Below are 13,413 nucleotides of genomic sequence, written 5' to 3'. Positions count from 1 at the left end.
AGGGAGTCTTTTTTACACACTTTAGTACGCTGCTTGGAGAAACTATGGAAATTAAACTGTCAGTCCGTGGCCTTGTGGAGTTCATTTTAAGGTCAGGAGACATTGATAACAGAATACATCAGGGTGGCCCCGATGCAATGCAGGAGGGCGGCAGGATCCACCGCATGATCCAAAAGAGCATGGGACCGGATTATCACGCTGAATACCCGCTAAGCTATACCAAATCCTATGAGAACTACGACCTTACCATAGAGGGCAGAGCGGACGGAATCCTGGACAAGCACATGAATGAGAGCCATACAAGCCTTGAAGTGCAGCAGAATTCTTTTTTGCCCGGGACCAGATACGCACCCATGATAGACGAGATCAAAGGGACTTACAGGGAACTTGCCAAGATGAAAGAGCCCGTGGAGGTACACCTTGCCCAGGCCAAGTGCTACGGGGCCATGTACCTTATTGACAGGCATTATCCCGAGGTTGACATCCGCATAACTTACTGCAACATGGATACCGAGGAAAAGAGATATTTTGACCAGACCCTCACCTACGACGAGATTGTGGGCTGGTTTGGGGACCTTCTGGAGAAATACAGGAAATGGGCCGACTTTGAGTACAACTGGGCCCTTACAAGAACCGACTCCATCAAGAAGGTGCAGTTCCCGTTCTCTTACAGGGAGGGGCAAAAAGAGCTGGCGGCAGCAGTTTACAGGACCTTTATACATAAGAAGAAACTGTTCCTTGAGGCTCCCACAGGTACAGGCAAGACCATTACGACGGTTTTTCCCGCAGTAAAGGCCATGGGAGAGGGCAAGACAAGCAAGATCTTTTACCTGACAGCCAAGACCATAGCCAGAACAGTGGCTGAGGAGGCTTTTGATATTTTACGGGCAAAAGAGAATCTGAAGATGAAGACGGTTACCATAACCGCCAAGGACAAGGTCTGCTTCATCGATGAGGAGACAAGGAAGTGCAATCCTGTGGCCTGTCCCTACGCAAAAGGCCACTACGACAGGATCAATGACGCCATATTCGACCTTCTGACTCATGAAGACTCTTTTGACCGGGACAAAGTGGTGGAGTATGCGCAGAAGCACCGGGTGTGCCCCTTTGAGATGTCGCTGGACATGAGCCTTTGGGCGGATGCGGTTATCTGCGACTATAACTATGTCTTTGACCCCTTCGTGTATTTAAGGCGCTTCTTCGGGGACGGAGGAACGGGCAGAGATTATATCTTCCTTGTGGATGAGGCCCATAACCTTGTGGACCGTGGAAGGGACATGTACAGTGCGACGATCCGTAAGGAGAGCTTCTTGGAGCTTAAAAAGACGGTTAAGGAGTTCCACCCCAGGATCGCGGCACATCTTGATAAGTGCAATAACGCAATGCTGGAGCTTAAGCGCGGCTGTGATGATATGGAGGTATATGACTCCATAGAGAAGCTTGTAACTGCCATGGACAGGCTCTCAGCCGTGATCTCGGAATATCTGGAGGACCATAATGAAGGGCCCTGCAGGGAAGAGATACTGCAGTTTTATTTTGATGTCCACAGATTCCTTGTCATATATGACATGGCGGATGACCATTACGTGACCTACGGCGAATATGCCGATGACGGAAGCTTTCTGGTCCGACTGTTCTGCGTGGATCCGTCAAGGAACCTTGCGGCCTGCATGGCCAGAGGCATATCGACAATACTGTTTTCGGCAACGATCCTTCCGATCCAGTATTATAAGAAGCTCCTTGGAGGGGACAATGAGGACTTTGAGATATATGCCAAATCCATTTTTGATCCCACAAGACTGGGAATCTTTATAGGAACCGATGTTACCAGCAGGTATTCAAAAAGAGATGAGAAGCAATACCTGAATGTGGCGGGATATATCGACAAGATCGTAAGCGCAAGAGCCGGAAATTACCTGGTATTCTTCCCTTCCCATCAGTTCCTTGAGGAGGTCCTTGATGTGTATGAGGCAGAATTTAACGACTCAGATAAGGTAACCGTCCTTGCCCAGAACAGCTACATGACCGAGGAGGACAGGGAGAATTTCCTCAGCCGATTCAGCTCCGGAAACGATCTTGACCTTTCAAAGATCATCAATATGGATGTGGAAGTGGTGGAAGACAAGAGCGTTATCGGATTCTGCGTTATGGGCGGAATATTCAGCGAGGGAATCGACCTAAAGAACGACAGCCTTATAGGAGTTATCGTTGTAGGACCGGGAGTACCTCAGGTGTGCAATGAAAGGGAGATACTCAGGGCTTATTTTGATGATACAGGCGTGGATGGATTTGATTATGCATACAGATTCCCCGGAATGAACAAGGTGCTTCAGGCTGCGGGAAGGGTAATAAGGACCGAGGACGATCTGGGAGTGGCTGCACTTCTTGACGATCGCTTTACCCAGGCGGGTTACAGGTCTCTTTTCCCCAGAGAATGGAGAGATTGCAGACGAATTTCGACCGATACGGTCAAAACTGCTGTATCCCAGTTCTGGAGCGAAAAACTTGGAGAAAATACCGGTAAAAAACCCGGAAAATCATAAAAAACATAATATGAGGTTGACATAATACTGACAAAGAGAAATTTATGTAAACCACAAAAACAACAAAAATGTTCGAAACTGTCCAACAATTAGCTAAATATACAGACAAATGATATGAAAGTTGGCTTTTAATGACGGAGGCGTCATGTGGATAACTCTGTGGAAATTGGGGATTATTCGAAGAACATACTTTCGGACACCGCATAAATAGGGCATTTAAATATGCTGATAAAAGAACTGTGGATTAACTTTAAAAACAGGCTAATGACCGGAAAGGTTAATGACATTATGTAAACTAAAATATTAAACGACGCACATGTCATAAAAGCACGTGAAACCCAGTATCTATGCGACTTTGCACTAATTATACTTCTTCCTTGATAGCTTCCTGTTGTTGATGTAAAATATTGAATATTAGTTTTGGGAGAGAGTAATTTGGAGACGGTGTATGAATATAGAAGATTACGGTCGGGAAATCACTGAACTTAACAGCAAAATGCTGACGGAACGTGCGCAGTTGTCTCCAAATCTTATCGGGACCTGCAATCAGCTCCTTCGCAAGGCCAAGGATGAGGGCGATACCCAGCTTCTGGGATATGCTTATTATTACCTTGCGGATGCTTACTATCTTATAAGTACAGACAACAAAAAATTCAATCTTAATCTGCTGAAAGCCATCGAGCTTTTGCAGACCTGCGGTGATTTGGAGCACCTGGCCAGATGCTACAACCTTCTGGGAATTGATGCTTTGAGCCACGGCAATCCCGAGCTTGCACTGGATTTCTATCTGACAGGCCTCAAGTATTGTGAAGAGATGCCGACAAAGTCCAGTATTTCAGGCTTTCTTCAGTTCAATATCGGACAGATCTATTTCGACAACGGAGACATCAAATCCGCACTGGCACATATCAGGGCGGCATATAAAGGAATACGCCGCAACAAGAAGGACAGTCTGTACTTCAGAAACCTTCTTTATTGCTATTGCTTCCAGGCGGATTGCTACATACTTCTTGATAAGAAGGATTCCGTGGAGAAGTGCCTTCAGGGCATCAACCAGCTGGAACAGGACAGGGCTGTGAGCAGGGAATACTTCCTTGATCTTCCGGTTCTGGATATTTTAATGAGAGGATTCTATTATCTCGGGGAGATGGATCTTTTTGAAAAGTATGCGGATATGCTTTCCGTGACACTTCAGAATGACAAGATCCCCCTGGACGGTATGGAAGACACCTTTGGCGTGTGCCGCTTCCTCATGGGGGTCGGACGAGTCGGAGAGGTCACGAGGATCATCAAGAACATTGAGATCTCGCTGACCGAACTCAACATCCCCAATCTGAAGAAGGGCTATGCCAAGCTTAAGATAGAGTTTTATGAGAAGATGGGCAAGGAAGACAAGAAAGCCAAGGCTTACGAGGAATTCTTTACAGCTTCCATGGAGCAGGAAAAAGAGAGTATCGCCAACCACAAGTTCTTTTTAAATATGAGGAACAGGCTGGCTGTCATAGAAAAGGAGAACTCAGTGCTGCAGAAGCAGGCTGAGACAGACTCACTTACCGGACTTGGCAACAGATACAGCCTCAATAAGTTCGCAGAGGCGGCCTTTGAGAAGGCCTATGCGGGCAAGTATTCACTGGCTGTGGAACTTCTTGATGTGGATAACTTCAAATATTATAATGATACCTATGGGCATCAGGCAGGTGACCAGTGCCTTAAGAGGATAGCTGATTCCATTATCGCCCTGTGCCGCAGCAATGAAGGAATCCATGCTTTCAGATACGGCGGAGACGAATTTGTCATTATATATGAAGATATGACTGATGAGCAGATCATGAGTTTCGCAATGGGCCTCCGCAATCAGGTGGCCGGCTTCAAGATCCGAAGTGACCGTAACCGTGAGGTGGGATATGTTACCATTTCACAGGGAATAAGAAATTCAGTACCCAAGGAGAACAACAAGCTTTGGGATTACATGTATGCCGCAGATAATGCGCTTTACGAGGTAAAAGATCATAAGAAGGGTGAAGTGGTGCTGCTTCATGATGCAGTGATCTCCAAGAAGTCACTGGATAAAGCACAGCACAGCTGATACCCGTTTTATAAGGAGACAATTATGAAAAAAGAACTAGAAAAAACCTATAATCCAAAGGATATAGAGGGTCGTCTCTACTCCAAGTGGGAGGAGAAGAAGTACTTCCACGCAGAGGTTGATGAGACCAAGAAACCCTTTACCATTGTTATCCCGCCGCCAAACATCACAGGTAAGCTCCACATGGGTCATGCCTTTGACCAGACCCTTCAGGACATCCTTATCAGATGGAAGAGAATGCAGGGCTACAATGCACTCTGGCAGCCCGGAACAGACCACGCCAGCATTGCTACCGAGGTCAGGATCACTAATGAGCTCAAGAAACAGGGAATAGACAAAAGAGAGCTCGGAAGAGAGAAATTCCTTGAGAAGGCCTGGGAGTGGAAGAAGGAGTACGGCGGAACCATCGTTTCCCAGCTTAAGAAACTGGGCTCTTCCTGCGACTGGGACAGAGAGCGTTTCACCATGGATGAGGGATGTAACGAAGCAGTTACCGAAGTTTTCCTCAAGATGCACGAGAAAGGCTATATCTATAAGGGCAGCAGAATTGTAAACTGGTGTCCTGTTTGTAAGACCTCCATTTCGGATGCTGAGGTTGAGTACGAGGAGCAGGCTGGCCATCTTTGGCACATCAAGTACCCTCTTATCGAGGATGACGGCTCTGTTTCCACAACAAAGTTCATTGAGTTTGCAACAACCCGTCCCGAGACCATGCTCGGCGATACTGCTGTAGCGGTAAATCCCGAGGATGACAGATACAAGGACTACAGGGGCAAGAAGGTTCTTTTACCTATTGTTAACAGAGAGCTTCCTATTGTAGAGGACAGCTATGTAGATATGGAATTCGGTACCGGCGTGGTTAAGATCACACCCGCTCACGACCCTAACGACTTCGAGGTAGGAAAGCGTCACAATCTTCCCGAGGTTAATATCCTCAATGACGATGCCACCATCAATGCCAACGGCGGCAAGTTTGAGGGCATGGACAGATACGAGTGCAGAGAAGCCATCGTTAAGGAACTTGAGGAGATGGGTCTTCTTGTTGAGATCGAGGATTATTCTCACAACGTTGGAACCCATGACCGCTGCCATACAACCGTAGAGCCCATGATCAAGGCTCAGTGGTTCGTTAAGATGGACGAGCTCATCAAGCCCGCAGTTAAGGCTGTTAAAGAGGGCGAGATCAAGCTTATCCCTCCGAGAATGGACAAGATCTATTACAACTGGACAGATAATATCAGAGACTGGTGTATTTCAAGACAGCTCTGGTGGGGACACAGGATTCCCGCATATTACTGCGATAAGTGCGGTGAAGTTGTTGTGGCAAAAGAGACACCGGCTGTATGCCCTAAGTGCGGCCACACCCACTTTACACAGGATCCCGATACACTGGATACCTGGTTTTCATCAGCCCTGTGGCCTTTCGAGACCCTCGGATGGCCTCATGACACCAGGGAACTTAAGTACTTCTTCCCTACAGACGTACTTGTTACCGGCTATGACATCATCTTCTTCTGGGTTATCAGAATGATCTTCTCAAGCTATGAGCAGATGGGAACCTACCCCTTCAAGACAGTTCTTTTCCATGGTCTTATCAGGGATTCCCAGGGCAGGAAGATGAGTAAATCCTTAGGAAACGGTATCGATCCTCTGGAGGTTATCGAGAACTACGGTGCTGATGCCCTGCGTCTTACCATCGTGACAGGTAATGCTCCCGGAAACGACATGCGTTTCTACAATGAGAGAGTTGAGAACAGCCGTAACTTTGCCAATAAGGTATGGAATGCATCAAGGTTCATCATGATGAACATGGCGGAGAATGCACCTTCCGCTATTCACCAGCCTATGCCGGCAAATCTTGAGAAGGCTGATAAGTGGATACTTTCCAAGCTCAATAAGACCATTAAGGAAGTTACCGAGAACATGGACAAGTTCGAACTTGGAATCGCTGTTCAGAAGGTATACGACTTTATCTGGGATGAGTTCTGCGACTGGTACATTGAGATGGTTAAACCCCGTCTTTACAACTCAGACGACGCAGCATCCCATGAGGCAGCTCTGTGGACTCTGCAGACAGTTCTTATAAATGCACTTAAGCTCCTTCATCCTTACATGCCTTTCATCACAGAGGAGATTTTCTGTACTCTTCAGGACGAAGAAGAGTCCATTATGATCTCTGACTGGCCTGTATATAAGGATGAGTGGAACTTCGAAGAGGATGAGAAGGCCATTGAGACCATCAAGGAGGCAGTTCGCGGCATCCGTAACGTAAGAACACAGATGAACGTAGCTCCTTCAAGAAAGGCCAAGGTATTCGTAGTAAGCGATAACAGCGAAGTTCTGGATATCTTCAGTTCTTCAAGACTCTTCTTTGAGTCACTGGCTTATGCTTCGGAATCAGTTTGCCAGAGCGGCAAGGACGGAATTGCTGATGATGCGGTTTCCGTAGTGCTGCCTGATGCGACAGTATATATTCCTTTCTCTGATCTTGTTGATATCGCAGCAGAGATAGAGCGTCTTACCAAAGAGCAGAAGAAGCTTGAGGGAGAGCTCAAGAGATCACAGAACATGCTCAGCAATGAGAAGTTCCTGTCAAAGGCTCCTGCAGACAAGATCGCAGAGGAAAAAGAAAAACAGCAGAAATACCAGCAGACTTACGATCAGATCACAGAGCGTCTTGCTCAGCTTACAAAGTGATCTCTGCGCGGTAACGGACGGTTTTATGGACGAGAATTTACAGCAGGCTGTCAGTGAATTCCTTACCCGCTCCGACAATGGTGAAAAGATCACCATGGAGGAGTGTGAGGCGCTTCTTAACAAAGTGCCGGGATTCACTGATGAGCATGGCCCGGAGACTACCAGGGAATTTTTGGATTTCCTGGGAGCCCCCGAAAGAAACATACCAATAATACATGTGGCTGGAACTAACGGAAAAGGGTCGGTGTGCAGTTATATCTCATCGGCTCTTGTTAAGGCGGACTATTCCGTGGGAATGTTTACATCTCCTCATCTTGTTAAACTCAACGAGAGATTTGCCATCGACGGTAAACCCATCAGTGAGGGCGTCTTTGTCGAGGTATTTCAGGAGACCTTAAGGCGTATTAGTGAGTTTGGCAAAGAGGGATATTTTCCCACGAACTTCGAGCTTCTGTTTTTTGTTGCCATGATGCTTTATGACGTATATCCCGTGGATTTCCTGATCCTTGAGACAGGACTGGGCGGAAGGCTCGATGCCACGAACTCGGTGGAGAAGCCTTTGCTTACGGTCATTACAGAGATAGGCTATGATCATATGCAATACCTCGGGACTACCATTGAGGATATCGCAGCGGAGAAGGCCGGTATCATAAAACCCGGCGTCCCCGTAGTATTTTTTGACAAGAGACCGGAGAGTACGCAGATCATCAAGCAGAGGGCTCTGGAACTGAATTGCAGGGCTATCCCCGTAGAGAGCAGAAACATAGAGAACGTGGAGCTTTCAAGGGATGACGCGGGCAACAAATGCATTGCTTTTTCATATAATTCCCTATATGATAAATATGCCGACCTGAAACTTGCTACGGAAGCCAGATACCAAGCGGAAAACGGCGCTGTGGCAGTGACATGTCTCGAGGTTTTAAGGGATCTGGGAGTAAGGATCTCGGAACTTGAGATTAGACAAGGACTTCTTGCCGCCAAGTGGGAAGGCAGGATGGAAGAGATACGTCCGGGAATCTATGTGGACGGAGCTCATAACCTTGACGGTATCGATGCATTTCTTGACAGTATCAGTCAGATTGAGTGCGAAGGCAGGAAGCTTTTGCTGTTTGGCGTTGTCGGAGACAAGGAATACAAGGATATGATCCTCAGAATCTTAAAGAGCCGGCAGTTTGAAGCTATTTTTGTGTCTGCACTTGCAACGGAGCGCTCGGTATCCGTATCCGATCTCAAGATAGCCTTTGAGGACAGCAAGGACGAACTTGGTATCATCGGGCTGCCTATCAAGTATTACAGCAATGTAAGAGATGCCGTAACAGACATCATAACCATGAGGAAATCCAAAGACCTGGTATTCGCCGGCGGATCGCTTTATCTTGCCGGAGAGATCAAGTCACTGGTTTAGAGGAATGCTATGTTAAATTTTGAAGAGGAACTTAAGAAATTCAAACCCAGCCTTGAAATACAGGATGCGGAAGATATTATCTACAACAGAGATCTGGACGACATGTCGGATGTTCTGGTGAAGCTTCTTAAGGAAGCAAAAGAAGAGGCAGATACTGCAAAGAGGACCAAGTAACAATGAAATGTTTTCGCTGTGGAGCACAGTTAAACGATAAGGATATATGTCCCGGATGCGGAACAAGGGTTAGGATCTACAAGAAACTGGTAAGTATGTCCAACTGGTACTACAATGACGGCCTTGAAAAGGCCAGGGTCCGCGATCTGTCGGGAGCGATCAAGTCTTTAAGACAGAGCCTTAAGCTCGATAAGAACAATATAGATGCAAGAAATCTTCTGGGACTGGTTTATTATGAGACAGGTGAGGTAGTACCTGCCCTTTCGGAGTGGGTTATCAGCAAGAATCTCAGCACTGATAACAATATCGCCGACGGATATATGGACATGGTGCGCAACAACCCATCACGTCTTGAGAGTGTAAACCAGACCATCAAAAAGTTTAATATTGCGCTGAATTATTGCCAGCAGGGAAGCCTTGATCTGGCTGTGATACAGCTCAAGAAGGTGCTTCAGTTAAACTCCGGATTTATAAAAGCACATCTTTTACTTGCTCTTTTACATCTCAATAACGGCAATTGGGACAAGGCAAAAGTAGAATCACAGAAGGCTCTTAAGCTGGATACCGGAAATGTTATCGCCAAAAGATATCTCAAGGAAGCGGACAGTATGCTCCTTCCGGGTGAGAGCGGCAAACTGGTATCCGATATTGCTGCGTCCGAAAGTGATGATGTTATAAGATACAACAGCGGCAATGAGATGATAATCCAGCCGGTTAAGAAGTCAGCCATCACCAGGAGCAACTCGGTATGGGGAATACTTCTGGGACTGGTTCTGGGCGTTGCTGTCACATGTTTCCTTATCCTCCCTCAGAGGATACAGACGGTGAACTCTGACAGCCAGGAGAAGATTGCCAGGATCAGCGAGGAGTCTGATTCCAAGTCGGCTCAGATCAATGAGAATGAGCAGAAGATTGCATCCCTGGAGTCTGAGATAGAAGAGCTTCGTACACAGGTTACCGATTATGAGGGCGTGGATTCCACATCTGCAGCCATGAACAGCCTTATGAAGGCGGTAAACATATACATGGAAGACCCCGGTAATATCGAAGGAATGGTGGAGGCTCTTGATAAACTTGACCTTGATGCCATAAGCGGAGATGTTTCGGAGGAGTTTACATCCCTCTACAGTTTCCTTATGGGAAAAGTAGGTCCGAGCCTTGCAGCCAACTACTACAGTACCGGCTATGATGCCTACAAGGCAGAGGATTATGAGACAGCCATTGCAAATCTTGCAAAGGCTTATCAGTACGACAATACCAACGTTAATACACTGTATTACCTGGGCAATGCTTATTACTCCAGCGGCAATACAGATAAAGCAAAAGAAATATTTGATGAGGTGGTCACACAGTTTCCTGATACCAAGAGTGCTCAGGGTGCCCAGACCAAGCTGGCGGAGATCAACAACTCCGGCAACTGACGGGCTGTGACCGGTTTATGGAAAAGTCAGTGGGGAAATGATAAATTTTTCGGATTTAAATTTTATTTTCAGGTTTTTGCCTGTTTTTGTCATAGCTTTTTATCTTACCCCTTCCAGGTTTAGAACATGGACTCTTTTACTTGGGAGTCTTTTGTTTTACGCGGTGGGGGATCTTAGGATGGTTCCTGCTCTTGCAGGAGCCGTGATTGTCAACTTCCTTTTTGCCCGGACGCAGTCAGGCGAAAAGAGCAGGTCCATGCTTATCTTTATAGTTCTCATCGATGCGCTTATGCTGGTGGAATTCAAGATCCTTGGACAATATGTTGACAGCAGTCTTTTGCCGGTGGGCATAAGCTTCTATATTTTCAAGATGATTTCCTATCAGGCGGATGTTTACAGGGACAGAGTGAAGGCGGATGCTGCATTTAAGGATGTTGCCGCTTATTTTTGCATGTTCCCTCAGCTGGTCTCCGGACCTATCATGCGCTTTGAGGATTATGAAAAGAATAAGATGCTGACTGATACGGAAGGCAAAGCCGGACATGCTTCAGGAAGAAAGAAGCTGCGCGGTATTCTTGTGGCACTTGAGGACGGACTTCTTTATTTTGTTGCAGGTCTTGCCATGAAAGTACTTCTGGCAGATCACCTTGCAATGCTCTGGAAGGAGATCGGTACCATAGGCTATGAGAGCATTTCAACACCTCTTGCCTGGCTCGGTGCTGTTACCTATTCGCTGGAGCTGTACTTCGATTTCTGGGGATATTCCCTTATGGCGGCCGGAGTGGGCATCATGCTGGGATTTCCCTTCGTACTTAACTTTGACCACCCTTACGGGTCCGGCAGCGTATCCGAATTCTACAGAAGATGGCATGTTACCCTTGGGTCCTGGTTCAGGGATTACATCTATATTCCCATGGGCGGCAGCAGAAAGGGAGAGGGAAGAACCTTCCTTAACCTCCTGGTTGTATGGCTTGTTACAGGCTTCTGGCACGGAGTCAACCTGAACTTCATTCTCTGGGGCCTTGTGCTCTTTGCCATCATTGTCTGCGAGAAATATCTTGTATTCAGATTCCTTCCCCGGAAGATCGGAAGATTCATAGGACACTTCAACGTTCTTGTGCTCATCCCCCTTACCTGGGTTATATTTGCCATTTCAGACAGATTCATGCTGGCTGAATATTTTGCAAGACTGTTCCCGTTCTTCGGGACCGGAATTGCCGTCAATGATGCGGATGTGATAAAAAAGCTGTCGGTTTACTGGAGCGTTCTTTTGCCCGGGCTTATCCTTCTTATCCCGGGAGTTTTCAAATTCTGGGAGAATCACAGAAGGCATGTGGCATTTACGATAATCTGGTTTTTCCTGTTCTGGGCATGCATTTTCAGCCTGTCCAATGCTTCGGGAAATCCGTTCATGTATTTTAAATTCTAAGTTAAAGCCTTGAAAAGAGGCTTTGGAGTGTGTTAATGAAACTGTTAAGAGACTGTCCCCTTCTTGTGGGGATCGGGACAACCGCGATAATTTTATCGGTCATTTCCTTTGCCTTTAAGGACACCGCCTACGCAGATGTGGGAAGCGGGGACGAGGGACCTGATGAGCCGGCCATTGCCAGGGTTTTCAAGGCCGCTTCCATGGGGATCTATCCCTGGACCACGGGAGAAGAGCCTGATGAATCCTTAAGCACTGAGGAAATACCGCCGGAAGAGGAAAGCGAGCCGGGTGATGGCGCTTCAAATGAGAGCTCCCCAGAGGAAGTACAGCAGGAAGATGCTGATATTTCCGGAAACAGCTCTTTTGACTTATCAGGAAACGACGGGACCTTTGATGTCTCCGGCAACAGCGCCGAAGATGAGGTTTACGAGTTTACCGACGTTGATGATGACTACTTTACGGACGCGCTTTTCATCGGAGATTCCAGAACCGTGGGACTGTCCGAGTACTGCGAAGCGCTGGATACAAGAGCTACCTTTTATGCTAAAGTTTCTTTGACGATCTATGACTGCATGACCAAGGATTTCATAAAGACCGATGACGGCAAGATGAATCTGGAGGAAGCACTTACCAAGCAGCAGTACGGCAAAATCTACATCATGCTTGGCATCAACGAGATCGGAACGGGCAATGAGGAGTACTTCAAAAATGCCTACAGCGAAGTTATAGACAAGATAAGGGAGCTGCAGCCGGATGCCATTATCTATATCCAGGGCATCATGCATGTTACCAAGGCCAAGAGCAGCGTGGACAAGTTCTTTAACAACGGCAACATCGACGCCAGAAATGCGGCCATTGCAGAGCTGGCGGATAACCACGATATCTTTTACATTGATATGAACGAAGCGGTGGACGACGGAGAGGGAAATCTCGACGACAGCCTGACCTTTGACGATGTCCATCTTAAGGCTTCTTCCTATGAGAGATGGCACGAGTTTTTACTTCATAATGGAATAATAAGGTGATAAAATAAATGTCTAGGGAAATGATTTTTAAAATGGAACGTCCGGGATTGCTTCACGAGGGTGATCCTGTGCATGTTACGGAAGGCGTTCTGCCAAGTAACTATTACTACACAATTGACCCGTCACTGGCTATGTCAGGTAATTTTCCCTTCAGGGAGAGAATGCTGGAGAGAAACGGGGTCGTCACCAAGGTTGAGGAGAACGACAGGGGGTTCTATGTGACTGCCGTTTTCGACAGTGAGGAGGAATGATCATGTTGGAGTATATTTCTACAGATAAGGCACCTGCAGCAATTGGACCTTATTCACAGGCCATCAAGGCAGGGGGATTTCTTTTTGCATCAGGACAGATTCCCATTAACCCCGCAGACGGAGAAATTGATACAAACACCATAACCGATCAGGCAGACGTGGTTTGCAGGAATATCGGCGAGATCCTTAAAGAGGCCGGAACAGACTATGAGCACGTTGTAAAGACTACCTGCTATTTAGCTGAGATGGCTGATTTTTCTGCATTTAATGCGGTTTATGAGAAGTACTTTACAGGCAAGCCTGCCAGAAGCTGCGTTGCAGTTAAGCAGCTGCCCAGAAACGTACTTTGCGAGGTGGAAGTAATAGCATACCTTGGGTAAAA

General features: G+C 46.9%; 10 protein-coding genes. All 10 read left to right on the top strand.

All coding sequences use genetic code 11. The features are described 5' to 3' along the window. The first annotated feature begins 44 nt into the window (after window positions 1-44). The 10 genes from T456_RS0116210 to T456_RS0116165 all read left to right on the top strand — a co-directional run bounded on the left by T456_RS0116210 (window position 45) and on the right by T456_RS0116165 (window position 13,411). Complete coding sequence (locus T456_RS0116210; protein WP_035802268.1) at window positions 45-2,543, top strand: ATP-dependent DNA helicase; 2,499 nt, start codon at window positions 45-47, stop codon at window positions 2,541-2,543. A 448-nt stretch (window positions 2,544-2,991) separates the two neighbouring features. Next, entirely contained in the window at window positions 2,992-4,629 is a 1,638-nt protein-coding gene (locus T456_RS0116205; RefSeq protein ID WP_024867059.1) for a GGDEF domain-containing protein, read from the top strand. Window positions 4,630-4,653: 24 nt separating this feature from the next. After that, window positions 4,654-7,326, top strand: coding sequence for a valine--tRNA ligase (locus tag T456_RS0116200; RefSeq protein ID WP_024867058.1), 2,673 nt, complete (start codon window positions 4,654-4,656; stop codon window positions 7,324-7,326). Window positions 7,327-7,351: 25 nt separating this feature from the next. Continuing rightward, complete coding sequence (locus T456_RS20500; protein ID WP_081749128.1) at window positions 7,352-8,731, top strand: bifunctional folylpolyglutamate synthase/dihydrofolate synthase; 1,380 nt, start codon at window positions 7,352-7,354, stop codon at window positions 8,729-8,731. A gap of 9 nt (window positions 8,732-8,740) precedes the next feature. After that, window positions 8,741-8,905 (top strand): hypothetical protein, encoded by a 165-nt coding sequence (locus T456_RS22880; protein ID WP_035802265.1) that lies wholly within the window; start codon window positions 8,741-8,743, stop codon window positions 8,903-8,905. 2 nt (window positions 8,906-8,907) lie between these two features. Beyond that, a complete protein-coding gene (locus tag T456_RS0116185) occupies window positions 8,908-10,326 on the top strand; it encodes a tetratricopeptide repeat protein (RefSeq protein ID WP_024867057.1) in 1,419 nt (472 codons plus the stop codon). 178 nt (window positions 10,327-10,504) lie between these two features. Further along, window positions 10,505-11,755 (top strand): MBOAT family O-acyltransferase, encoded by a 1,251-nt coding sequence (locus tag T456_RS0116180; RefSeq protein WP_242835998.1) that lies wholly within the window; start codon window positions 10,505-10,507, stop codon window positions 11,753-11,755. Window positions 11,756-11,790: 35 nt separating this feature from the next. Continuing rightward, a complete protein-coding gene (locus T456_RS21620) occupies window positions 11,791-12,780 on the top strand; it encodes a GDSL-type esterase/lipase family protein (protein ID WP_024867055.1) in 990 nt (329 codons plus the stop codon). A gap of 8 nt (window positions 12,781-12,788) precedes the next feature. Next, window positions 12,789-13,031 (top strand): hypothetical protein, encoded by a 243-nt coding sequence (locus T456_RS0116170; RefSeq protein ID WP_024867054.1) that lies wholly within the window; start codon window positions 12,789-12,791, stop codon window positions 13,029-13,031. Window positions 13,032-13,033: 2 nt separating this feature from the next. Next, window positions 13,034-13,411 (top strand): RidA family protein, encoded by a 378-nt coding sequence (locus T456_RS0116165; RefSeq protein WP_024867053.1) that lies wholly within the window; start codon window positions 13,034-13,036, stop codon window positions 13,409-13,411. Window positions 13,412-13,413 lie beyond the last annotated feature (2 nt).

The organism is Butyrivibrio sp. FCS014 (genome assembly GCF_000526935.1).
Classification (GTDB): Bacteria; Bacillota; Clostridia; order Lachnospirales; family Lachnospiraceae; genus Butyrivibrio.
The sequence above is the reverse complement of the archived record's forward strand: the minus strand, read 5'-3'. Positions and strand labels throughout refer to the sequence as shown.